General features: G+C 41.7%; 25 protein-coding genes and 2 tRNA genes. 18 read left to right on the forward strand and 9 right to left on the reverse strand.

Annotated elements, in window-relative coordinates:
• Window positions 1–7 precede the first annotated feature (7 nt).
• On the forward strand, window positions 8–952 hold the full coding sequence (gene trxB, locus SP60_RS04265; protein WP_053951446.1) for a thioredoxin-disulfide reductase: 945 nt from the start codon (window positions 8–10) through the stop codon (window positions 950–952).
• Between the two features lie 46 nt (window positions 953–998).
• Window positions 999–1074, forward strand: a tRNA-Phe gene (locus SP60_RS04270).
• 199 nt (window positions 1075–1273) lie between these two features.
• Here the strand turns inward: SP60_RS04270 and SP60_RS04275 are convergent.
• Window positions 1274–1558, reverse strand: a complete 285-nt coding sequence (locus SP60_RS04275; protein WP_053951447.1) for a hypothetical protein — start codon at window positions 1556–1558, stop codon at window positions 1274–1276.
• A gap of 408 nt (window positions 1559–1966) precedes the next feature.
• Between SP60_RS04275 and SP60_RS04280 the strand changes: the two genes are divergently transcribed.
• Entirely contained in the window at window positions 1967–2212 is a 246-nt protein-coding gene (locus SP60_RS04280; RefSeq protein WP_053951448.1) for a hypothetical protein, read from the forward strand.
• Between the two features lie 3 nt (window positions 2213–2215).
• On the opposite strand, the gene SP60_RS04285 is transcribed toward SP60_RS04280, so the two are convergent.
• From SP60_RS04285 to SP60_RS04305, 5 genes are all read right to left on the reverse strand, one after another.
• Window positions 2216–2611, reverse strand: coding sequence for a hypothetical protein (locus SP60_RS04285; protein WP_053951449.1), 396 nt, complete (start codon window positions 2609–2611; stop codon window positions 2216–2218).
• A gap of 324 nt (window positions 2612–2935) precedes the next feature.
• Window positions 2936–3493 (reverse strand): UPF0149 family protein, encoded by a 558-nt coding sequence (locus SP60_RS04290; RefSeq protein ID WP_053951450.1) that lies wholly within the window; start codon window positions 3491–3493, stop codon window positions 2936–2938.
• A complete protein-coding gene (locus SP60_RS04295) occupies window positions 3490–4452 on the reverse strand; it encodes an aspartate carbamoyltransferase catalytic subunit (RefSeq protein WP_053951451.1) in 963 nt (320 codons plus the stop codon). The genes SP60_RS04290 and SP60_RS04295 overlap by 4 nt, the downstream gene beginning before the upstream one ends.
• On the reverse strand, window positions 4449–4868 hold the full coding sequence (ruvX, locus tag SP60_RS04300; RefSeq protein ID WP_053951452.1) for a Holliday junction resolvase RuvX: 420 nt from the start codon (window positions 4866–4868) through the stop codon (window positions 4449–4451). Before ruvX ends, SP60_RS04295 begins: the two co-directional genes overlap by 4 nt.
• Window positions 4865–6058 carry a lytic murein transglycosylase gene (locus SP60_RS04305; RefSeq protein WP_053951453.1) on the reverse strand — a complete coding sequence of 398 codons (1194 nt, stop codon included), beginning with the start codon at window positions 6056–6058 and terminating at the stop codon, window positions 4865–4867. Before SP60_RS04305 ends, ruvX begins: the two co-directional genes overlap by 4 nt.
• A 12-nt stretch (window positions 6059–6070) precedes the next feature.
• On the opposite strand from SP60_RS04305, the gene SP60_RS04310 reads away from it, so the two are divergent.
• From SP60_RS04310 to crcB, 3 genes are read left to right on the forward strand one after another with little or no spacing between them, the layout of a single operon-like run.
• On the forward strand, window positions 6071–7012 hold the full coding sequence (locus SP60_RS04310) for an FAD:protein FMN transferase (protein ID WP_053951454.1): 942 nt from the start codon (window positions 6071–6073) through the stop codon (window positions 7010–7012).
• Window positions 7009–8250: a replication-associated recombination protein A gene (locus tag SP60_RS04315; RefSeq protein WP_053952218.1), complete on the forward strand. Its 1242-nt coding sequence runs from the start codon at window positions 7009–7011 to the stop codon at window positions 8248–8250. The genes SP60_RS04310 and SP60_RS04315 overlap by 4 nt, the downstream gene beginning before the upstream one ends.
• Window positions 8247–8639 carry a fluoride efflux transporter CrcB gene (gene crcB, locus SP60_RS04320; protein ID WP_053951455.1) on the forward strand — a complete coding sequence of 131 codons (393 nt, stop codon included), beginning with the start codon at window positions 8247–8249 and terminating at the stop codon, window positions 8637–8639. The genes SP60_RS04315 and crcB overlap by 4 nt, the downstream gene beginning before the upstream one ends.
• Here crcB and gshB read toward each other — a convergent pair.
• Window positions 8632–9597: a glutathione synthase gene (gene gshB / locus SP60_RS04325; RefSeq protein ID WP_053951456.1), complete on the reverse strand. Its 966-nt coding sequence runs from the start codon at window positions 9595–9597 to the stop codon at window positions 8632–8634. The genes crcB and gshB overlap by 8 nt on opposite strands.
• Before the next feature lie 106 nt (window positions 9598–9703).
• Here gshB and SP60_RS08340 point away from each other — a divergent pair, with 106 nt between their 5' ends.
• The 11 genes from SP60_RS08340 to rnhB all read left to right on the forward strand — a co-directional run bounded on the left by SP60_RS08340 (window position 9704) and on the right by rnhB (window position 19917).
• Window positions 9704–9988: a hypothetical protein gene (locus SP60_RS08340; protein ID WP_144418589.1), complete on the forward strand. Its 285-nt coding sequence runs from the start codon at window positions 9704–9706 to the stop codon at window positions 9986–9988.
• A gap of 59 nt (window positions 9989–10047) precedes the next feature.
• Window positions 10048–10124: transfer RNA gene (locus SP60_RS04330), tRNA-Met, on the forward strand.
• A gap of 213 nt (window positions 10125–10337) precedes the next feature.
• Window positions 10338–10799 (forward strand): ribosome maturation factor RimP, encoded by a 462-nt coding sequence (gene rimP / locus SP60_RS04335; protein ID WP_053951457.1) that lies wholly within the window; start codon window positions 10338–10340, stop codon window positions 10797–10799.
• A gap of 9 nt (window positions 10800–10808) precedes the next feature.
• Window positions 10809–12284 carry a transcription termination factor NusA gene (gene nusA / locus SP60_RS04340; RefSeq protein ID WP_053951458.1) on the forward strand — a complete coding sequence of 492 codons (1476 nt, stop codon included), beginning with the start codon at window positions 10809–10811 and terminating at the stop codon, window positions 12282–12284.
• 55 nt (window positions 12285–12339) lie between these two features.
• Window positions 12340–14799, forward strand: a complete 2460-nt coding sequence (infB, locus tag SP60_RS04345; RefSeq protein ID WP_053951459.1) for a translation initiation factor IF-2 — start codon at window positions 12340–12342, stop codon at window positions 14797–14799.
• 5 nt (window positions 14800–14804) lie between these two features.
• Window positions 14805–15143: a 30S ribosome-binding factor RbfA gene (gene rbfA / locus SP60_RS04350; RefSeq protein ID WP_053951460.1), complete on the forward strand. Its 339-nt coding sequence runs from the start codon at window positions 14805–14807 to the stop codon at window positions 15141–15143.
• 8 nt (window positions 15144–15151) lie between these two features.
• Window positions 15152–16063 carry a tRNA pseudouridine(55) synthase TruB gene (truB, locus tag SP60_RS04355; protein WP_053951461.1) on the forward strand — a complete coding sequence of 304 codons (912 nt, stop codon included), beginning with the start codon at window positions 15152–15154 and terminating at the stop codon, window positions 16061–16063.
• 15 nt (window positions 16064–16078) lie between these two features.
• Window positions 16079–16717, forward strand: coding sequence for a hypothetical protein (locus SP60_RS04360; protein WP_053951462.1), 639 nt, complete (start codon window positions 16079–16081; stop codon window positions 16715–16717).
• An 8-nt stretch (window positions 16718–16725) separates the two neighbouring features.
• Window positions 16726–17991: a phosphoribosylamine--glycine ligase gene (gene purD, locus SP60_RS04365; RefSeq protein WP_053951463.1), complete on the forward strand. Its 1266-nt coding sequence runs from the start codon at window positions 16726–16728 to the stop codon at window positions 17989–17991.
• 97 nt (window positions 17992–18088) lie between these two features.
• A complete protein-coding gene (locus SP60_RS04370; protein WP_053951464.1) occupies window positions 18089–19345 on the forward strand; it encodes a D-amino acid dehydrogenase in 1257 nt (418 codons plus the stop codon).
• A 14-nt stretch (window positions 19346–19359) separates the two neighbouring features.
• Window positions 19360–19917 carry a ribonuclease HII gene (gene rnhB, locus SP60_RS04375; protein ID WP_053951465.1) on the forward strand — a complete coding sequence of 186 codons (558 nt, stop codon included), beginning with the start codon at window positions 19360–19362 and terminating at the stop codon, window positions 19915–19917.
• Here rnhB and SP60_RS04380 read toward each other — a convergent pair.
• Window positions 19914–20660, reverse strand: coding sequence for a BON domain-containing protein (locus tag SP60_RS04380; RefSeq protein ID WP_053951466.1), 747 nt, complete (start codon window positions 20658–20660; stop codon window positions 19914–19916). The two genes, rnhB and SP60_RS04380, sit on opposite strands and share 4 nt — an antisense overlap.
• 6 nt (window positions 20661–20666) lie before the next feature.
• On the reverse strand, window positions 20667–21038 hold the full coding sequence (locus SP60_RS04385; RefSeq protein ID WP_053951467.1) for a YraN family protein: 372 nt from the start codon (window positions 21036–21038) through the stop codon (window positions 20667–20669).
• Between SP60_RS04385 and rsmI the strand changes: the two genes are divergently transcribed.
• Window positions 21037–21867: a 16S rRNA (cytidine(1402)-2'-O)-methyltransferase gene (gene rsmI, locus SP60_RS04390; protein ID WP_053951468.1), complete on the forward strand. Its 831-nt coding sequence runs from the start codon at window positions 21037–21039 to the stop codon at window positions 21865–21867. The genes SP60_RS04385 and rsmI overlap by 2 nt on opposite strands.
• Window positions 21868–21874 lie beyond the last annotated feature (7 nt).

Below are 21874 nucleotides of genomic sequence, written 5' to 3' on the forward strand. Positions count from 1 at the left end.
AGTAGAAATGAGTGAAAATAAACATTGTAAGGTATTAATTGTAGGCTCTGGTCCTGCAGGCTATTCAGCAGCTGTTTACGCAGCACGCGCTAATTTAAATCCGGTTATGGTAAGTGGTATGGAGCAGGGCGGCCAACTAATGACAACCACCGAAGTCGACAATTGGCCGGGTGATGATGCTGGCGTCCAAGGCCCTGAGCTAATGGAGCGCATGAGAAAACATGCTGAGCGCTTTAATACCGAAATAATTAATGACTATATTACGACAGTTGATTTTTCAAAGCGTCCATTTACACTAACAGGCGGTGCAACAACCTATACAGCAGATTCAGTTATTATTGCGACAGGCGCATCGGCACGTTATTTGGGCTTAGAATCTGAAGAGGCTTTTAAAGGCAAGGGCGTATCTGCTTGTGCAACTTGTGACGGATTTTTCTACCGTGGACAGAAAGTTGCTGTTGTTGGTGGTGGCAATACTGCAGTTGAGGAGGCATTATTTTTGGCCAATATAGCCGACCACGTCACCATTGTTCATCGAGGTGAGAAATTCTCTAGTGAGAAGATTTTATCTGACCAACTGATTGAGAAATCAAAAACAGGCAATATCACCATTGAGTACAATCAAAATTTAGACGAAGTATTGGGTGACAATATGGGCGTTACTGGATTGCGCCTAAAGAGCAACGATGGCGACACTAAAGAGATTGACGTACACGGCGTGTTTATTGCGATTGGACATACGCCAAATACCGGCATATTTGAGGGGCATTTAGAGATGAATCACGGCTATCTGCAAGTGCAAAGTGGCACGCAAGGTAATGCAACACAAACCTCAGTTGAGGGCGTGTTTGCAGCAGGAGATGTGGCAGATCATATTTATCGTCAAGCAATTACTTCGGCTGGCTCAGGTTGTATGGCGGCTTTAGATGCTGAGAGATTTTTAGGCGAATAGTTTTTAGTTCACGTACAGGATTTATTGGTATAATTCTGACTTTTACGGCCACATAGCTCAGTTGGTAGAGCAAGGGATTGAAAATCCCTGTGTCCCTAGTTCAATTCTAGGTGTGGCCACCATATTTAAAATATTAAGCACCTTAATTGGTGCTTTTTATTGTCTGAGTCTTTAATGATTAATATTTGCAATGTTCAATACTATTGCAAATTGTAGACCCGCTAGAAAGAGAATGGTCATTCTTATAAGATGTTAAAGTGAGAGTATGAGCACCTACCAGTGTTGATAGTGATAGGGCTGATACTAGTAATAGGCGTTTCATTATTTATAAAAACCTTCTACGTTATTAAAATTTTTAACGGATGAGTAATCTCTCATCATGATAACTCTACCATTGTGCTTAACGACAATATGCTTATAGCGGCCGTTATTACCACCATTGCGATCAAACTCCATTGCCTTGCCAATGCAGCCCTCTACAGTCGGACAAATCTTGGAGCAAGTGCTCTGTGTGTTGTCATTTCTATGTACAGTGATTGTGGTTAGTGCACTAGCAAGTGTTGGTAATAGTACAGTTAATGATGCGATTAGTTTAAATTTGTTCATGGTATTCTCCAGTCTAATAAATAGGTGTTTGCACCTTGTTAAATCAATATATTATAATATGTTTATATTGTAGAGCAAGATTCAAAATAAACCCTACCTGAAAAAGTGTGGAATACCGCTATATAGATGACCTCAAAACAGGTATCAATAATAAGGGGTTATTGGGCGATCTTTAGCAGAATGAGTTACAAAGCTTATTGTCTGGGAGGCGCTATATTAGTGGCTGTTCTATTTTAAATAGGGTGAATTTTAGTGCTTTAAATATTTATATAATAGAACCATTATATTATTAACTTGACATATTATGATTTCATGATATAATAGTTCACATGTCGGCACTCTCCCCCAAGAATTATTCTCTCCTCAAGAGATAAGGTGTCGACATACTAATTAACTGAGACAAACATTATGAAAACAATTTTAAACATTCTTGCCTTGACAACACTACTTGCAACCAACGTTGCCGCTGAAGTGTCAGTGCCTTATGGCGTGTTTAATCCGTTAGCCATGTTTGAGCAGTCAGCACACCAACAAGCACACCAGACAAACTCAGCGTTTTACAACTACGGCAATCAAAGTTATGACTTTGTGGTCAATGCGACGCCAGCGCTAGCACCTAAAGTACCAACGCAGTTAGCAAGCTTAGAGCGTTAAGCGTTAGTAGACAACTGCTGCGTTAATAGCCACTGTGCTAGGCATAACTAGCAAATCACTTTTTACTCGAATTTTAAGATAATCTTGGGTTGGCTCGTTGAGCATTCGGGCTGTAAAGGTGTTGTTTTTGTAGGATAGTTTGACTCGATATCCTTTAAGTACCTTTGCCACTTCTTTTTGATAGCTTACATTCCAACATCTAGGTTTGCCAGAATCACAGGGTGTTGCTACTTTTTTCAAGGTGTAGTTCATATAAATTGGCTCAATGCCTATTACATCTGCCTTAATGACTTCAGTGGTATGATTAGTGGCCGAGGCGCCACCGATTAAGGTGAAAAATAAGAGGACAATGGTGGCAATTTTTTGAGCAGGGAATAACCGTGTTGACTTTTTTAACATTAGTTGTTAGGCCTTTTTTGTAAAAATAATCATAAACTATATTATATATTTATAATATTATGGTATAATAATAAACAGAAGATCATTTTATTCTCTCCCCCGAGATACATATTTAATGATTTTCTATTAGGTAGTCGTTTTTTTTATTCTCCTCAAGTTTAGTTAGGCGGCTACCTCCTCCTCAAGATTTATCCCCTTATTTGCGTGCCATGATATACACTTGCAACAGCTTTGCAATACTATCATTAGAGCATAATTTTATGATATTGTTATATTACTAAAATTTAAAGTGTTTAAGTGCAGACGGTAGCTGTATTTAAGCGATTAATGCAGTGTTTCTGGGCTGATGTAGTCCTGCTTAGAAGGTTGTAATGTCTCTTGAATTAGTAGTGTTCCCATGCGTACAAACTCGATGATTTCATTTAAATCTTGCGCATTTTGTTCAGTATCGATCAAATCGGCATCGAGTTGAGAAATTTCAGAAAAATCCTTGATCATTTCAAGTGCATCTTCATCTGTGGTTGAGATCTTTTGCAGTCCTAATCCAACTAAATAACCTTGGCACCATTCAATTAAGGTATTAGCCTGCTCGCCCAATCGAGCGTCCTCATCAGCAATGAGTAGTTGAAAATCAAGGGTTGCATCATTAAGCTGAGAGAGGGTTTCATTAAAGATTTGAGCTAAGGCTTCATGCGCTGATTTTTCATTAAGATTGGTGAGATCAATGCTTACCAAAACCTCATTCAGCCAATCGTCTAAGTTAAGCTCGGGCCTGACACAGGCAAAGCCACACAAAATTCCGTGCGCACTAGAGATGGTGTCATCGGTATTGAGATGATGTAGGGTTGACTTAAGTTCGTCGTAGTCTAGTTGATCATTCATGAGTTTTGAGCCAATATTTGCATAACAGCCATGCGTACTGCAATACCGTTAGTTACTTGTTGTAGGACGATAGATTGAGGGCAATCAGCAACCGCAGAGTCAATTTCAACGCCACGGTTGATTGGCCCTGGGTGCATAACCAAACAATCTTTTTTAGCCAATGCTAGACGTTCAGGTGTCAGACCGTAATTGTCAAAATATTCTTGTTCGTTGGGAATATCTGCCTCAATCATGCGTTCTTTTTGTAGACGTAGGACAATAATTACATCACAATCTTTAAGGCCTTCATCAATATTATCAAAGCATCTAACAGCCTCGCAGCGACTTGAATCATGTTGCAGGCCTTCAGGAGCGATTAGACGAATATCAGAGGTTCCTAGTGTTTTAAGCGCCTGAATATCTGAATGGGCAACACGAGAATGAGTAATATCTCCCACAATAGCAACCGATAAATCTTCAAAATTTGACTTGCGCTGACGAATACTGAGCATATCCAATAAGGCTTGTGTTGGATGGGCATTAATGCCATCGCCAGCATTAAGAATGGACACGCCTTCTAGGTGTTGAGCAACATGGTGCGGTAAGCCAGATTGTTTGTGACGAATAACAAACATGTCAATTTGCATCGCTTTAAGTGTATGCATAGTATCCATCAACGCTTCATTTTTCTTTAAAGCAGAGTTAGCCAGATCTACGTTAATCACGTTGGCGCTGCTACGCATAGCGGCGATTTCAAAGGTATTTCTAGTTCGGGTCGATGGCTCGAAAAATAAGTTGGCGACGGACATATCATCCAGCGCTTTGGATTTTTTTAAATTGCCCTTGCTGTCAATAAGATTGTCAGCTTTGTCGAGAATATCAACTAAGTAAGATTTGGGTAAATTTTCCAGACCTAAAAGATGGATTAACTTGCCAGAATCGTCTAGTTGGGCTTGGTTGCTAATCAAATCTTTTTTCATGAATCTCCTAACCAGGTTTGTAATATTAGCGCTGCTGAGAGCTTGTCCACCTCGCCGCGACTGGCATTTTTGTGATGGTGATTATATTTTAGTTGTTTTTTGGCTTCATTTGATGATAAATACTCATCCACAAAAACCATGTCAATGTTGTAACGTGCACTCAGTTTTCGGCCAAATGATTTGGCGATAAAGGTCATTTCTTGTTCTTTTCCGTCTTGGTCATAAGGCACGCCAACAACAAATAAATCGATTGTGTGTTGCTGAATAATTGCATCAAAACCTTTCCAATTGGTTGCACCATTTTTGTGATGCGACACTACATCAAGACCGTTGGCTTGATGGGTTAAACTGTTAGCAATAGCAACACCTGTACGCTTGGTGCCAACATCAAAGCCTAGATATGTTTCGATTTTCATTTGAGCTGTTGTAGGAGTTGATAGCCAACATAGCCATCGATTGGCAGTGTATTGGCGCGCTGATAGGCGCGAGTAGCGTTGCGAGTTTTGGGCCCTGATATGCCGTCGGGCTCGCCAGTGTCAAAGCCGAGTTGGTTTAATTTAGTTTGTATGTGCATAATATCATCACGACTTAAAGATGACTCCTTGATGGGTATGGCAACCAGTTGATTAGCACCTGCTAATCGATCAGATAAATGGCCTACAGATAAAGCGTATAAGATAGATTGATTCCAGCGTAGGATTGCACGGAAATTTTGGTAAGTTAGAAAGGCCGGCCCTTGGTAGCCCATTGGTAATATTAATGAAGCCTGCATGTTGGAGTTGGGCAGGGTTTGCCCATCAGCTGTTTTTACACCCAAGGCGCGCCATTCGTTCACCGTTTTTTTAACACTTAGTGTGGCTAACTGATAATCAAAAGATGAAGGAATGCTGACTTCCCTGCCCCAGCGCTGTCCTCGTTTCCAGCCTATTTTTTGTAAGAAATTAGCCGCGCTGGCAAAAATATCCGCCGTATTATCCCACAACCCTATTTCACCATCTTGATCTGCATCTATGCCATAGGCCGCAACATTGGTGGGCATAAATTGCACATTTCCCATGGCGCCTGCCCACGAGCCTTGAGCATTTATTGGGATTTTATGCTCATCAATCAAGCTGAGTAAGGTGAGCAGCTGTTCGGTAAAAAAATCGCGACGACGCTCATCATAACTTAGTGTGGCAAGAGAACGAACCAGGCTTAAACTGCCCGTATTGTTGCCGTAGTTGGTTTCCAGCCCCCAAAAAGCCACGATAATATGGGGCGGTACACCATATTTTTGATAGTTATTTTGCAGAATTTGCTGATGTAGTTTGAGTTTTTGTGTGCCATTATGCAGGCGATATTCACTAACTCTGGAGCCTAGGTAGCGCCAAAAATTTTGGCTAAATTCTGCCTGGGTTTGATCAAGTTTAAGCACTTTTGGATTAGGTGTTAAGCCTGAAAATGCTTGATTAAGGGTCGCTGTGGAGACGCCCCGGGTAATTGCCTGTTGACGAATATCCGACAAAAATTCTTCAAAGGATTGGCCTTCAGGCACAAGTTTTGGCGCTAGGGTATCATTGGCAAATACCGAGTAAGAAAACAATAAACAAACAATCAATCTAAACATAACAAAATTATAATGCCTAAGCTACTGAGTATCTTTGTCTTTTTGGGGTTAAGTGCCTGCCAGCCTATTGTTCAAACTGAGAAAGTGGCAGGCCGTACGATGGGAACGACGTACACTGTTAAGGCACAAACTAATACGCTTAATCAGCAGGCTATTGAGCGACGCTTGAGTCAAATTAACCAAATTTTTTCTAGCTGGAATCAGAATTCTGAGCTCTCTTTATTAAACCGTCAGTCTGTCAATCACCCGATAGAATTATCTGATGAAATGGCTTTTGTATTGACACAAGCGCTTAGCTTGCATGAACAAACTGAAGGATTTTTCAGCCCCACCATGGGCGCGCTAATTGATCTTTGGGGTTTTGGTGTGGATGGTGTTGAGCGTCATCCTAATCAGCCGATGATTGAACAAGCATTGGCAAAATCATCCGCACGACACTTAACCTTAAGCGGATCAAAATTTGAAAAGGAGATAAATATCCAGCTGAATTTGTCAGCCATCGCTAAAGGCTATGCAGTTGATGAAATTGCCAAATTATTGAAAAACCAGAATATTGAGCGCTTTATGGTAGAAATTGGCGGTGAAATTAAAGCTCAAGGTAGCTGGTCAGTTGGTATTGAGGCGCCCACAGGGCAAGCACCTATTGCTGTGAATCTAATGGATGAGTCGATTGCAACATCGGGGAATTATCGCCAATATTTTGTTTGGCAAGGTAGGCGTTATGCGCATATTTTAGATCCACATACTGGCTTGCCAGTTGAGAGCGACTTATTTTCAGCAAGTGTTATCCATCCAAGTAATATGCTGGCAGATGCTTATGCCACAGCAATGATGGCGATGGGTAGTGTTAAGGCTATTAAAATGGCACAACAACTCAACCTTAAGACAGTATTAATTTTAAACAAATGTAGCGATCCTTGTTTGTCGCAAAATATTATAAAAATTGGATTATGACACCACTTGCAGAAACGCTTAGACCTAAGAATTTACAAGATTTTTGCGCGCAAGATCACCTACTAAAGGATACCCATCCACTTAAACAAGCCATTAATAATAAACAGCTACATTCAATGATTTTGTGGGGGCCGTCTGGTGTTGGCAAAACCACCTTGGCACGTATTATATGCGCTCAAGTTGACGGTTATTTTGTGCAGTTGAGTGCAGTATTAGATGGCGTTAAAGAGCTAAGGGCGGTTGTTGAAAATGCTAAAAAGTATCAAAATATTGGCCAGTCAACGGTATTGTTTGTGGACGAAATACACCGATTTAACAAGGCGCAGCAAGATGCATTTTTGCCACATATTGAGTCTGGCCTAATTACTTTGATTGGCGCAACAACCGAAAATCCATCCTTTGAGCTCAATCGGGCACTACTTTCGCGCATGAGTGTGTATGTGCTTGAAGCGCTCGATGAGAAAGGATTGATGCAAATATTACAACGCTGCTTGACACAGCTAAATTTAACACTTGATAAGGCTTCACAAGAAAGAATTGTGGCCAGCAGTGGTGGCGATGCAAGGCGTTTGATTAACAGCGTTGAGAAAATTGAGCAAGCGAAACTAACCCAACTAGATGCACAAAGTATTGGGCAATTTTTACAAGATAAAGTAGCTACTTTTGATAAGGGTGGTGATATTTTTTACCAACAATTATCGGCTTTTCATAAGTCGGTGCGTGGCTCATCTCCGGATGGCGCACTATATTGGATGGCAAGAATGTTGGTGGGCGGATGTGATCCAAAAACTATTGCCAGGCGTTTATTGGCGATTGCTTCAGAAGATATTGGCAATGCCGACCCAAGAGCGCTTGAAATTTCTTTAAATGCTTGGAACGTGTATGAGCGACTGGGCGATAAAGAGGGTAATCGTGCGATTGCGCAAGCAGCGGTTTATTGCGCTGTTGCACCGAAGTCTAACGCAGTTTATAAGGCTTTCAATCAAGCCATGGCCGAAGCCCAAGAAACAGGCGACCTGCCCGTGCCAAAACACTTATGCAACGCACCAACAGAGTTGATGAGTGAGCTGGGCTATGGGCAGAATTATCGCTATGCTCATGATGAGCTAGAGGGTATTAGCCAAGGCCAGGCGTATTTTCCTGAAGCATTGGGTGAGCAAAGCTATTATCAGCCAACTGATCGTGGATTAGAGATTAAAATTGCAGAAAAACTTAGAAAAATACGAGGAGAATTATGACCCTATTACCCACTGTTTTAGCCATTGGCGCGGGCGCTACTATCGGCGCCACTATGCGTTATTATTTAACGCAATTTATGAATGCAACCATGGGCTCTGCTTTTCCTTATGGCACGCTAAGTGCTAATATTATCGGCTCTTTTTTAGCCGGTATTTTGGTGGTCATTGTGATCGAAAAAGCCGCCTTAAATGAGGTTTATAGATTAATGCTACTAATTGGCTTAACCGGATCTTTAACGACGATGTCGACTTTATCTTGGGAATCAGTTGAGATGATTAGTCTGGGTCATTATGCCCAGGCAGCACTTAATATTTTATTAAATGTCTTGCTGTCGCTAACAGCAGCAGGCGCTGGCGTTATCTTGACTCGGTATTTTTTACCTAATTAGATAGGTGCGAATGAAGCTTTTCTTGGATAACGTCGAATAGAGTAGCTGCAATATTTAGGTTAAATTGGGCGTCTAGTTCGCGAATACAAGTCGGGCTAGTCACATTGATTTCGGTGATATAGTCACCAATTACATCAAGTCCAACAAACATTAAGCCCTTTTCTCTAAGGGTGGGCGCAATTTGCTCACACAAGTAACGATCTCTGGCACTTAATGGCTGTCCAACACCCGTTGCACCAGCTGCTAAATTACCTTTAAAACTACCCTTTGCAGGCATACGAGCTAAGGCGTAATCAATGGGTTGGCCGTTGATCAGTAAAATGCGCTTATCACCTTGGGCAATTTCTGGCAAGAATTCTTGGGCCATGATGGGCGTATTACCTTGATGAGTTAGATAGTTAAGCACTTTATTGATATTGTCATCACCCTGCTCAAGTTTAAAAATATCTTTACCACCCATGCCGTCAAGCGGTTTAACCACGCTAATACCTTGTTTTTTAATGAATTCTTTGATTTGTTCTGGATTGCTGCTGACCAGGGTGTCGGCAAGACAATGTGGAAAATTGAGTGCAAATAATTTTTCGTTAGCATCACGTAAGGATTGGGGTTTATTAACAACCAGTACGCCACTTTTTTCCGCTTGCTCTAAAAAGTAAGTGGCATAAATATAGTTCATGTCAAAAGGCGGATCTTTGCGCATGAGAACAACATCAAAACTCTCGAGTAATAGCGCAATCTCTGCTTCCTTTTTATACCAATTTGTCGTAGTATCAAAGACTTGGGTTTTGGCGCAAGTTGCCCATATTTTTCCGTCTTGTGCAAATAGTTGCGGGGCATCAAAAGTGTAGATTTCCCAATGTCGTCTAGTCGCTTCGAGCATCATGGCAAAAGAGGAATCTTTATAAGGTTTAATGTCTTTAATGTCATCCATCAAGACAGCGAGTTTAATTGGCTTCATGCCGTTTATTATAGGTTATCTACAGCGAGTTTACTTAAGCTTGATTTAAGCCGTTGATAAGTCAGCATAAATTGTGTAGAATATTACGCTGAGGAGAAACAAAAGCTTGGCATATACAACCCTAACATTAGAACATCCAGAAACCAAAGAAGTCCGGTATGCGCCTGTGGGCTTTTCATGGACCTCATTGTGCTTATTTTTCTGTCCAGCAATTTATCGCCGCGACTGGAAGTCTTTCGCACTCATGCTGCCCCTATGTGTGCTGACTTTAGGCTTGGCAAATATTATGTTTTTCTTTACTTATAATCGACTCTACGTCAAGCATTTACTGTCCCAGGGTTATAAAATTACGGTGCACGGCGTTAGTGGCGTCAATCAGTCTTATTTGTGAAAAATCGAAAATTAAGCTAGACAAACAAGTAAGAACAGCATATAATCACGCCACTTTAGTGCGGGGTGGAGCAGTTCGGTAGCTCGTCGGGCTCATAACCCGAAGGTCATAGGTTCAAATCCTGTCCCCGCTACCAAATTAAGTCTTTTTTGGTCTTTATGGTCATTAAAGCAAGCAAAGACCCCCTTTTTAGGGGGTTTTTGTTATGCAAAGAAAAGTGTTTAGCAAAAATAAAGCGATGGAAGATATTGGTAAACAAACCAATGACCCCAGTTGCTTAGAAAGGCTTTTGCTATGTAAAAAAAAGTGATAACAGTCGATTAGAAGTATTAAATAAAAAACAAAATAAATGGCAAAGATTACAGAAAAAATTACTGATTTAATCAATCCTACTCTTGAAGATATGGGTTATGAGTTAGTGGGTGTGGAGTATGTTGCTAGTGGAAAACACAGTACTTTACGTATTTTTATTGATACCGATCAGGGTATTGGTATTGAAGATTGTGAAAAAGTATCACATCAGCTTAGCGCTATTTTTGATGTTGAAGATCCGATTGCAAGTCAGTACAATTTAGAAGTATCTTCGCCAGGTATTGAAAGACCTTTATTTCATATTGGCCATTACCAGCGTTTTTTAGGCAACGATGTTGCCTTGCGCCTGGTTAGACCGATTGAAGGCCAGCGTAAATTTAAAGGCGCTATTGGTAGTGTTAGTGAAGTTAACAATACCATCGAATTAGTAACAGAATTAGGTCCGATTACATTGGACATTGATATGATTGAAAAAGCGAACTTGGTCGCTGACTTTTAGGAGAAAAACATGGACGGTAAAGAATTATTTTTGATAGTTGAAGCAATCTCTAATGAAAAGAACATCTCAAAAGAGGATGTTTTTGAATCATTAGAAGAGGCACTAGCAGTTGCTACAAAAAAACGCAAAGAGATTGATGCTCATGTAGAAATTGACCGTAAAACTGGCGAATTTCATACCTTTAGACAGTGGATGGTTATCGATGACAAAGAAAACTTTGTTGATGATGATGGTACGCCATTTGATCCAGAATTGCATATTTATGAAAAAGATGCCAATGGTGTTGCTGTAGATGATTTTGTACGCGAGCCGATTGAAACTGAAGCGTTTGGTCGTATTGCGGCGCAGATCGTTAAGCAAGTTATTATTCAGAAAGTTCGTGAAGCAGAAAGAGAAGTTATTGTTCATGATTACACTCAACGTGTTGGCGAGGTGATTATGGTAACGGTTAAGCGTGTTGATCGCGGTAATGTGTATGTTGACATGGGCGGTGTTGATGGCATGATTTCTAAATTTGACCTAATCCCAAATGAGTCAGTACGTAAGAATGATCGATTAAGAGCTTATATTAAAGAGGTTAAGTCATCTGTACGTGGTGCGCAAATTTTCTTATCTCGCACTGTTCCAGAGATGATGATCCAGTTATTTGAAATGGAAGTGCCTGAAATTTCAGAAGGTGTGATTGAAATTATGGGCGGCGCTAGAGATCCAGGATTGCGCTCAAAACTTGCGGTTAAGGCAAAAGATAAACGCCTAGACCCAATTGGCTCTTGTATTGGTATGCGTGGTGCACGCGTTCAAGCAGTTTCAAACGAGCTGAATGGTGAGCGTGTTGATATTATTCTTTGGGATGAAGATCCTGCACAATTTGTGATTAACGCGATGGCGCCAGCAGAGGTAAGCTCTATTGTAGTTGATGAAGATCGTAACGCAATGGATATTGCAGTTGAAGAAGATCAACTAGCCTTAGCGATCGGCCGTGGTGGTCAAAATATTAAATTAGCAGCACGCTTAACAGGCTGGAAGCTAAACGTCATGTCAACTGCAGATGCAGATGAGAAGCAAGCTGAAGAAGCGCAAAAAGCCAGTGGCAAACTTGCTGATAAACTAGGTGTTGATGGCGAAGTGGCTGGTGTACTATTAGAAGAGGGCTTTACCAGTGTTAGTGATATTGCAGATGCAGACGCGGCAACATTGGAAGGTATTGAAGAGTTTGATGCTACTATGGTTGAAGAGCTACAAGAGCGCGCAGCAGATGCACAACTGGTGCAAGCATTGGGCGATGCTGATGCTTCTGAGGCTTTAACGAGTGTTGAGGGTGTGGATTCTGATTTAGCTGACGCCTTGATTGAAGCGGAAATAACAACGGTTGATGATTTGGCAGAGCTGTCTATTGACGAGTTGCTTGAGATTCAAGTTATGGACAAAGAAAAAGCCTCAGGTGTTATCATGACGGCAAGAGAAAATGAAGGATGGTTTGATTAATAACGATAATTAGTAAGAAGCGTTCATTTAATCATTATAAAAACAGGCAAGCATTATGGCACATACAGTTGAAACTTTATCCAAACTACTGAAAAAGACACCCGATGAGGTAATTACCATTCTAACGAATGCGGGCATTGAGGGTAAACAAGCAGATTCTGATATTTCCGCTGAGGAAAGAAAGATTTTAATGGGTAGCTTATCAAAGCGCTCATCGAGTAAATCTAGCATATCGGTTTCTCGCAAACCTAGTGGCAAAACCACCAATAGCACCAGTGGCGGTGTTAAGGTTCAAGTTAAGAAAAAGCGCGTCAAACAAGTAGTGGCTGAAGCTGAAACCGAAACAGGCGTCAACGAAGCGGCATTAGCCGCGCAAGCTGCACTAGATGCAGGACGTGATGCAGATGAAAAATTATTAGCACAAGATGCCAAGCGCTTAGAAATGGTGCGCTTACAAAAAGAGCAAGCTGATGCATTAAAGACGCAAAAAGACACGGCCAATCAAGAACAAGAAACTGCTAAAACAGAAGACAAGGTAGAAGAGAAAGCAGCGGAAAAGTCTAAAGAGGCAAAGCCAGCGGAAGATAAAAAACCGCAAAGATTGCGTAATACGGCTAACAATAAAGCCCCTGGGCGTAAACAACTACATGTTGCCAGACATAATCCAAATCGCAAACTGAAAAAGAAAGACAGAACTCGATTAAGCCAAAAGATTCAAGAAGAGCAGGCACAACATGGCTTCCAAAAGCCAGTTGAAAAAGTCATGCATGAAATTGCTGTGCCAGAGAATATTAAAGTGAGTGATCTTGCACAGAAAATGACCACCAAGGCCGGCGAAGTTTTAAAGGTGTTGATGGGTATGGGTGTTATGGCCACCTTAAACGACGTTATTGACCAAGACACTGCCTTATTAGTGGTCGAGGAAATGGGGCACAAAGGAGTTGTCAGCGTTGAAGAAACGATTGAAGATGTATTAGTTGAAAAGTCAAAGCCAATAGGTGATGAAACAGCTAGACCGCCAGTGGTTACTATTATGGGCCACGTTGATCACGGTAAAACATCATTATTAGACTATATTCGTCAAGCTAAGATAGCAGATGGTGAAGCGGGCGGCATTACTCAGCATATTGGCTCATACCAGGTTGAAACCGCTAACGGAAAAATTACTTTTATTGACACACCAGGACACGCAGCTTTCTCAAAAATGCGCTCACGTGGTGCAAATGCAACAGACCTTATTATTTTGGTTGTGGCGGCTGATGATGGCGTGATGCCGCAGACGATTGAGTCTATTAAGCACGCTAAAAAAGCTGGCGTTCCAATCATCGTTGCTATCAATAAGATTGATAAAGAAGGTGCAGATCTAGACAAGATTAAGCAAGTACTGTCAACACATGATGTGATCTCAGAAGACTGGGGTGGCGATGTTATGATGGTGCCAGTATCAGCTCATACTGGCGAGGGTATTGACGCACTGCTTGAAGCAATTACGCTAACGGCAGAAGTATTAGAGTTTTCAGCAGTGGCCAAAGGCCCAGCAAACGGTACTGTGCTAGAAGCTCGATTAGAAAAAGGCCGTGGTAAAGTAACCACGATTTTAGTACAATCAGGCACTTTAAAGAAAGGCGATATTATGATTGCCGGCCTAGAATACGGCAAGGTCAAACAAATTGTTAACGACCAAGGAAAGGTTCTTAAAGAAGCTGGCCCATCAACACCAGTTGAGGTGTTAGGTTTGTCTGGTGTGCCAAATTCTGGTGACGAAGTCTTGGTGGTTGAAAGTGAGCGTAAAGCGCGCGAAGTAGCCGACTTTAGGAAAACCAAAGAGCGCGAAGCAGAGCTGCAAAGACAGCAAGCTTCGAAGATGGAGAACTTCTTACAGAAGATGGAAGAAGGCGATGTTTCAACGGTTAATGTATTACTTAAGTCAGATGTTCGTGGCTCAGCCCAGGCATTAGTTGAGGCTCTAGAAGAGTTATCAACGGACGAAGTGAGAGTTAAAGTAGTATCAAGCGGTGTTGGTGGTATTAGTAATACTGACATTACACTAGCAGCTACTTCAGAAGCTTTAGTGCTTGGCTTTAATGTTCGTGCTGATACTATGGCTAGAAAAATGGCAGATAGCGAAGGTGTTCGTATTGAGTATTACTCAATTATCTATAACTTAATCGATGATGTTAAAGCTATTATGAGCGGCCTATTAAGCCCAGCACTCAGCGAAAATATTATTGGTATTGCCAATGTGAAAGATGTATTCAGATCACAAAAACTTGGCGATATTGCTGGTTGTATGGTTCAAGAAGGTGTGGTTAGAAGAGACTCGCCAATTCGTGTATTGCGTGACAGCGTTGTTATCTTTGAGGGTGAGTTAGAGTCATTAAGACGCTTTAAAGATGACGTTAAAGAGGTTAAGTCAGGTACTGAGTGTGGTATCGGTGTTGCAGGTTATAACGATGTTCAGCCGGGTGATCAGATTGAGGTCTTTGAGCGTATTGAGACGGCTCGTACTTTATAACCCTAATGGCACAACAAGATTCCTTTAGAATTGAACGCATTAACGAGTTGGTTCGCCGTGAATTAGTAACGTTATTAAAAAACGAAACTAAAGACCCTCGACTGGCTAACGTGGTTATTACCGATGTGCTAACTAGTCGTGATTTGAGTGCTGCCAAGGTTTATTACACAGTATCTGAGCAAGATCAGAAAGAGGTTGAGATATTGTTGAATAAAGCCTCAGGATTCTTTCGTTCGCGCCTTTCAAAAACAGTTGATTTGCGTCATACACCTGCGTTGAGATTTATGTTTGATCCTGCACCTAATACCGGTGCAAGAATAGACGACCTACTTTCTAAGCTGTAAATCTAGCCATGTCACGGCGCAACCCAAAGGGCAGAGATATTAATGGTATTGTCTTGTTGGATAAAGACACCGGACTAAGCTCCAATGCCGCCCTACAAAAGGTTAAACGACTTTTTTCTGCTAAAAAAGCAGGGCATACAGGTAGTTTAGATCCGCTTGCTAGTGGCATTTTGCCGATTTGTCTAGGTCAGGCAACCAAGGTGGCTCAATTTTTACTTGATGATAATAAGCGCTATTTTGTTCGTGGCAAGCTGGGGGAGAATACCGATACGCTCGACTGTGAGGGGGAAGTTGTGCAAACCCAGGAACATAAGCACTTAAGCGAAGCGACTATCAAAAAAGCCACCATGAGTTTTGTTGGCGACATCTTGCAAATTCCACCCATGTATTCAGCACTAAAGAAAGACGGCCAACCGCTGTATAAACTAGCACGCCAAGGTATTGAGATTGAGCGCCCGCCCCGCCCCGTAACTATTCATAATATTGATTTTATCAGCTATGACAAAGGCATTATCACCCTAGATGTGAGTTGCTCTAAGGGTACTTATATTCGTAGTTTAATTCAAGATATTGGTAATCAGCTGGGCTGTGGTGCGCATGTCATTGAGCTTAGGCGTACAGGGTTTGCGCATATTGATATTAGTGAAACCATTAAATTTTCTGAACTAGAGACGCTTGTTACTGAAGATTTTAAATCTCTCGACGCGTATATTTTTCCCAGTGAACAGATGTTGCCTAATATTCAAAATGTTAGCTTAGATGTGCAACAAACTATAGATATTAAATACGGGCGAAGCATTCTTTCAGAGCAAAAAACTGAGCAGCATACGGTTAAATTGTTTGATCCTCAACAACAGTTTTTAGGCATTGGCGAATTAACACCAGATGGTGTCATTGCACCCAAACGTCTTTTTGTTTAATCTATAATTTAACCTATGAATACGGGAGATAATAAAAAAGGCGCCTTGGTAGGCTACGGCTTTGATGATAACTTAATGCGTAGCGTTAAGGGTGACGAAGGTCTGAAAGACAGTGTGTATAACCGTGAGCGCACCCAAAGCATTGTTGATGACAATATCGAAGAGTTGATGGATGTGGTTTTATTTTTGCTGTTATCGACCGGCATCTATCGTATTGTTATTGGTTTAAATAACGGCGAAATTAAAACCTCCTCTGTGTTTGATCCATTTAATGTTGAGATTCACCTTGCTGAAGATTTGCTGGTGCCTGATTATGTCTTTAATCATTTTGGTATGATTGCCTTGGACGAAAAAGAGGCATTAATTAAACGCTATTATCAAATGCTTGAGCACGATCGAGCGTTTGACTATTTATCTGATGAGTGGCAAGCGGCTTTTCATCAACGTAACAAGGATATGAAACAACTAACGGATGAGGGTGAGCTTAGATATATTGTTGATCATATTCCAGAGCTTAGAAATTTAGATGGTTATTATTTGCGCTCAGCCGTGATTAATTTATTTAACTCGACCATTTCTATGTCATTTAACTGTGATGGTACACAGATTATGTCGCATAAGAAATTTAGAGAGTTTATCGAAGAATACGTATAGGAAAAAATATGAAAGTTTTAGTAATTGGCGCAGGCGGCCGCGAGCATGCCTTAGCTTGGCAGTGTGCTAAGTTTGATAATGTTAAAGAGGTTTTTGTGGCACCGGGCAATGCGGGTACCGAGCTAGAAGATAAGCTGACCAACGTTGATATCGGTGCTGAGGATATTAACGGTCTGATTAAATTCGCCCAAGATAATCAAATTGATATCAGCATTGTTGGCCCGGAAGCGCCACTAGTAATTGGCGTAGTAGATCGTTTTCAAGCGCAAGGACTGGCTATTTTTGGCCCAACTGAAGCCGCTTCACAACTCGAAGGCTCAAAAGCATTTTGTAAAGATTTTTTGGATCGTAACAATATTCCAACCGCCTATTATGATGTTTTTACTGAGGTTGATCCTGCGGTTAAGTACGTACAAGAAAAAGGCACACCGATTGTTATTAAGGCAGATGGTTTGGCCGCAGGCAAAGGCGTTATCATTGCCAATACTGAAGCTGAAGCAGTTGTTGCAATTAACGATATGCTAGAAGGAAATCGCTTTGGCGAAGCGGGTTCACGTGTTGTTATTGAAGAGTTTTTAGTTGGCGAAGAGGCTAGTTTTATTGTGATGGTAGATGGCAAAAATATCTTACCAATGGCCACCTCGCAAGACCATAAAGCGCGAGATAATGGCGATCAAGGCCCGAACACAGGCGGCATGGGTGCTTATTCTCCAGCGCCAATTGTGACCGATGAGATATTTCAAGATGTCATGGAACGTGTTATTCGTCCAACAGTTGACGGCATGGCAGCTGAGGGAAATTCTTATACCGGATTTTTATACGCCGGGCTGATGATTGACCAGCAGGGTAACTCCAAAGTACTAGAATATAATTGCCGTTTTGGCGATCCTGAAACTCAACCTATTATGATGCGCCTTAAGTCTAATCTGGCAGAATTATGTCTATTGGCCACCCAAGGTAAATTGGACGAAGCAGAAATTAAGTGGGATAATCGCTCGGCTATGGGTGTAGTGTTAGCAGCCAATGGCTATCCAGATGCTTACCCGTCTGGCGAGGTTATTGGCTTGCCTACGGATAGTAGTGACGCCAAAGTATTTCATGCAGGCACCAAAATACAGGGCGCCAAGGTGCTTACTAGTGGTGGGCGAGTTTTGTGTGCAACAGCTTTGGGTGCAGACACTAAGCAAGCGCAAACTAATGCTTACCAGCTGCTTGAGAAAATTGATTGGCCAAGTGCTTATTATCGAACCGATATTGGCTTTAAAGCGCTTTAGAGTCAACCCTTGATTTAACACCCAGTGCGATAAGATGGGTGTAATATGTTAAGCATTAGATCGGGTATTTTGATACGGTATTTTTACTTGAGGGCGTATGAAAGTTTTAGTTGCAGGTAGTGGAATTATAGGCATTACTTCGGCCTATTATTTGGCAAAATCTGGCCACGAAGTGACTGTCATCGAGCAAGAGTCAGAGCCGGCACTAGGAACAAGTTTTGCCAATGCGGGGCAGTTATCATACGGCATGTCATCGCCTTGGGCAGGGCCTGGAATTCCTATCAAGGCCATGAAATGGCTAGCGGCAAAGTATGCGCCTTTAATTATCAACCCAAAACTCACCCTATTAACGCTTAAGTTTTTATTTAGAATCTTAAAAAACTGCACTGCCAGTCGTTATGAGATTAATAAATCTCGTATGGTTCGAGTCTCAAAATGCTCTCAGCAGGCCATTGTTGAAATGGTTCAAGAACATGATTTTGATTTTGAGCTAAGAAGCCATGGCTTGTTGCAAGTTTTTAGAACGCAAGCGCAGCTTGATGCCGCCAAAAAAGATATGGCAGTTTTGGATGCTTATCAGGTTAAGTATGAGTTACTAGATGTAGAGGGCTGTATTAAGGCCGAACCCGCGCTTGTCCATGTCAAGGAGAAAATCAAGGGCGGGTTGCGCTACTTGGAAGATCAGAGTGCTAATTGCTTTTTGTTTGCCAACCATTTAACAAAAATTTGTAAGCAAATGGGGGTGAAGTTTGAGTTTAATGTGAGTATTCAGCAGATTAACGCCAAGCACAAAAAAATTACCAGCATTCAAACAGATCAAGGCAATTATCAGGCTGATAAATATGTAATTGCTTTGGGCAGTCAATCAGCTGACATCTTGGCGCCACTCGGCATACATCTGCCAATCTATCCAGTTAAGGGCTACTCTATTACCTTGCCTATTAAAAACGATGCAGACGCGCCACAGGGTACACTAATGGATGAAACCTACAAAGTAGCCATTACCAGGCTAGGCGACATTGTGCGTGTTGCCGGTATTGCTGAGCTAACAGGATACGACAAAACACTGTCAGATTCTGGCGACCGCATAACCCAGTTTGTACTCCATGACTTATTCCCCAAAGCGACAGATCAAGTGCCAGATGACCAACTTTGGGCAGGCTTGCGCCCTATGACGCCTGATGGAACACCCATTATTGGTAAAACACCTTATGATAATTTATTATTAAACACCGGACACGGAACGCTAGGCTGGACCATGAGCTTAGGTTCTGCAAAGGTGATTAATTCACTTGTATCTGAGCAGACACCCGAGATAGACATCGAAGGTCTTAGCATGTTTCGATACCAATAAATTCCAAGAACTCTATGATTATTATTGGCGTTGATGAAGCAGGTCGTGGCCCATTAGTGGGCTCGGTGGTTGCGGGTGCCGTGGTACTGCCAAGCAAGTTTGAGCTGCCCGAACTAACCGATTCTAAAAAACTCAGTGAGAAAAAGCGAGAAACCTTATACGCCCTTATTACTCAGCAATGTCAATGGGCGGTGGGCGAGTCTAGTGTACAAGAGATTGATGAAATTAATATTTTGCAAGCTACAATGCTAGCGATGAAGCGCGCTGTAGAAAATCTCAATCTTAAATATGACCAAGTTTTAGTCGATGGCAATCGCTGCCCTGATGTGCAATATTGCACGGCAATCGTTAAAGGGGATTTAACAGAACCTGTTATTTCAGCAGCATCCATTATTGCTAAAGTGACTCGTGATAGGCAAATGTTGAAACTAGATAAGCAATATCCTCAGTATGGATTTGCTCAGCATAAGGGTTACGGTACTAAAATACACCTAGCGGCGCTCAAACAGCATGGCGCTATTCAAGGCCAGCACCGAGCTTCGTTCGCTCCAATTAAACGTTTAATCGGTTAAAAAGGCGTGCCTTCCATGGCACTACCACCATTCAATTCTTGAATTTGGCGTTTTAATTCTGCTTTTTTAGCATCAAGCTCTGCTTGTTTTTTCAATAGCTCGGCTTTTTTCTGCGCCGCTATTTCTCTTTGTCGATCGCGTTCAATTTCAGCGGCCGGGCGAGTCTTCAAGTAATCAAAACGCTTAACAATTTTTTTGGCCCACTTGGCTTTAGAGGCAACTTTAACTGCTTTTTGCGCCTCACGCTGTGTCACCGCACCCATTAGGTAAACCGTTTGGCTCTCAGTCATCACCCTGACAAGGGTTGGATGAAACACCTCTTGGTCATGAAACAAGGTCTCCACTTGTGCAGTGATAGCCGCATCTTTAGAGCGACTTAACAGCCCGCTGTTTGGACCAACGGTTATTTCGTTAAATACTTGTTTGATTTTTGGATCTTGAATTTGGGCTTGTTCAATTGTGTACTTAAGTACTGCATTACTAGGTACTTCACCGGTAATTAGCACGCTTTTGTTATACACCATAAAGTTAAGATGTACATCCTCTAAGGCGCTATCTTGGTTTGGCCAAGCGAGCATTCTAAACATAATGGTTCTATCATCTAGTACTTCACCTGCACTGCGTCTGTCATTAGTGGTGGTGATAATGGTGCTCATCGTTGAAGCACCTTGAATAACAGGCAAACACCCTGTTAATAACAATGAGTTGGCAATTAATACAGCAGAAATCAGTAATTTTTTCATAAATAATTAGCCTTCAAAGGCGTCTTTAATCCAGTTTATTTTAGGATATTTTAAATCAGATTCTAGTCCCACAACATCAAACCGACAGATATATTCATCAAACTCATCGTGTTGTTGCAAGTAGCGTTGTGCACTGCGAATAATTTTTGCCTGCTTGCTAGAGGTAACGGTGTCAGTGGCCGATCCAAAGCGTGTATTTTTTCGATAACGAACTTCAACAAAAACCAATACTTGCTCGGCTTTATCAAGCATAATAATATCTATTTCACCAACCTTGGTAAGATAATTTTGTTCAATTAACGTTAGACCCTGCTGAATAAGATATTTCAGCGCAATGTCTTCTGCTTGATTGCCAACTTGTCTTTTAATACTAAACATGATCGGAACACTTTATATTGTTGCCACCCCTATTGGAAATCTAGATGATATCACTTTTAGGGCAATTGAAACTCTAAAAAATGCAGACGTTATCTTGGCGGAAGACACGCGCCATTCCAGGCGCTTGCTTAATCATTACGACATCAAAACCGATTTGCGCGCTTTTCACGAGCACAATGAAACGCAAAAAGCTCAGTTGGTAATCAGCGAGCTGCTCGAAGGTAAAAACATGGCACTTATTAGCGATGCGGGTACGCCACTGATTAGTGACCCTGGTTATGTACTGGTACGCGAAGCCAAAAAAGCCGGGGTGATGGCCTCACCCATTCCGGGCGCGAGTGCGATGATCAGCGCCATGAGTGTGGCTGGTATTGCCAGTGACCAATTTGGATTTTTTGGTTTTTTACCCAACAAACAAACCGCCAGAATTAAAGCTATCCAGGCTATTGCACACATTGATCAAACCGCTATTTTTTATGAATCACCCAAGCGCATTTTAGCGTGTGCGCGCGACCTACAAAGCGTTTTGGGCGACGATCGAATTGTGTGTTTTGCCAAAGAGCTGACCAAATCTTTTGAAACCATTAAAACTGATACCCTGCCTAATTTGATTAACTACCTAGAAGCAGACCAAGCGCATCAAAAAGGCGAATTCGTGGTTTTAATTTCCAGTATCGATAAAAACAACAAAGTTATCGGCGAGGAGCAATTAGACAAAATACTGCCTATTTTGCTGATGGAAATGGGCGCTTCAAAAGCCGCCAAGCTGGCCGCTAAAATAACGGGTATTGACAAAAAACATTGCTACCAAAGGGCAATTGACCTATAAGGATTTA

Origin of the sequence: Candidatus Thioglobus autotrophicus (assembly GCF_001293165.1) — a bacterium.
GTDB lineage: Bacteria > Pseudomonadota > Gammaproteobacteria > PS1 > Pseudothioglobaceae > Thioglobus_A > Thioglobus_A autotrophicus.

Excerpts from the sequence above, each read along its gene's own strand:
- trxB (WP_053951446.1), top strand. The coding sequence starts at position 8 with ATGAGTGAAAATAAACATTGTAAGGTATTAATTGTAGGCTCTGGTCCT.
- SP60_RS04275 (WP_053951447.1), bottom strand. The coding sequence starts at position 1,558 with ATGAACAAATTTAAACTAATCGCATCATTAACTGTACTATTACCAACA.
- SP60_RS04280 (WP_053951448.1), top strand. The coding sequence starts at position 1,967 with ATGAAAACAATTTTAAACATTCTTGCCTTGACAACACTACTTGCAACC.
- SP60_RS04285 (WP_053951449.1), bottom strand. The coding sequence starts at position 2,611 with ATGTTAAAAAAGTCAACACGGTTATTCCCTGCTCAAAAAATTGCCACC.
- SP60_RS04290 (WP_053951450.1), bottom strand. The coding sequence starts at position 3,493 with ATGAATGATCAACTAGACTACGACGAACTTAAGTCAACCCTACATCAT.
- SP60_RS04295 (WP_053951451.1), bottom strand. The coding sequence starts at position 4,452 with ATGAAAAAAGATTTGATTAGCAACCAAGCCCAACTAGACGATTCTGGC.
- ruvX (WP_053951452.1), bottom strand. The coding sequence starts at position 4,868 with ATGAAAATCGAAACATATCTAGGCTTTGATGTTGGCACCAAGCGTACA.
- SP60_RS04305 (WP_053951453.1), bottom strand. The coding sequence starts at position 6,058 with ATGTTTAGATTGATTGTTTGTTTATTGTTTTCTTACTCGGTATTTGCC.
- SP60_RS04310 (WP_053951454.1), top strand. The coding sequence starts at position 6,071 with ATGCCTAAGCTACTGAGTATCTTTGTCTTTTTGGGGTTAAGTGCCTGC.
- SP60_RS04315 (WP_053952218.1), top strand. The coding sequence starts at position 7,009 with ATGACACCACTTGCAGAAACGCTTAGACCTAAGAATTTACAAGATTTT.
- crcB (WP_053951455.1), top strand. The coding sequence starts at position 8,247 with ATGACCCTATTACCCACTGTTTTAGCCATTGGCGCGGGCGCTACTATC.
- gshB (WP_053951456.1), bottom strand. The coding sequence starts at position 9,597 with ATGAAGCCAATTAAACTCGCTGTCTTGATGGATGACATTAAAGACATT.
- rimP (WP_053951457.1), top strand. The coding sequence starts at position 10,338 with ATGGCAAAGATTACAGAAAAAATTACTGATTTAATCAATCCTACTCTT.
- nusA (WP_053951458.1), top strand. The coding sequence starts at position 10,809 with ATGGACGGTAAAGAATTATTTTTGATAGTTGAAGCAATCTCTAATGAA.
- infB (WP_053951459.1), top strand. The coding sequence starts at position 12,340 with ATGGCACATACAGTTGAAACTTTATCCAAACTACTGAAAAAGACACCC.
- rbfA (WP_053951460.1), top strand. The coding sequence starts at position 14,805 with ATGGCACAACAAGATTCCTTTAGAATTGAACGCATTAACGAGTTGGTT.
- truB (WP_053951461.1), top strand. The coding sequence starts at position 15,152 with ATGTCACGGCGCAACCCAAAGGGCAGAGATATTAATGGTATTGTCTTG.
- SP60_RS04360 (WP_053951462.1), top strand. The coding sequence starts at position 16,079 with ATGAATACGGGAGATAATAAAAAAGGCGCCTTGGTAGGCTACGGCTTT.
- purD (WP_053951463.1), top strand. The coding sequence starts at position 16,726 with ATGAAAGTTTTAGTAATTGGCGCAGGCGGCCGCGAGCATGCCTTAGCT.
- SP60_RS04370 (WP_053951464.1), top strand. The coding sequence starts at position 18,089 with ATGAAAGTTTTAGTTGCAGGTAGTGGAATTATAGGCATTACTTCGGCC.
- rnhB (WP_053951465.1), top strand. The coding sequence starts at position 19,360 with ATGATTATTATTGGCGTTGATGAAGCAGGTCGTGGCCCATTAGTGGGC.
- SP60_RS04380 (WP_053951466.1), bottom strand. The coding sequence starts at position 20,660 with ATGAAAAAATTACTGATTTCTGCTGTATTAATTGCCAACTCATTGTTA.
- rsmI (WP_053951468.1), top strand. The coding sequence starts at position 21,037 with ATGATCGGAACACTTTATATTGTTGCCACCCCTATTGGAAATCTAGAT.
- SP60_RS04385 (WP_053951467.1), bottom strand. The coding sequence starts at position 21,038 with ATGTTTAGTATTAAAAGACAAGTTGGCAATCAAGCAGAAGACATTGCG.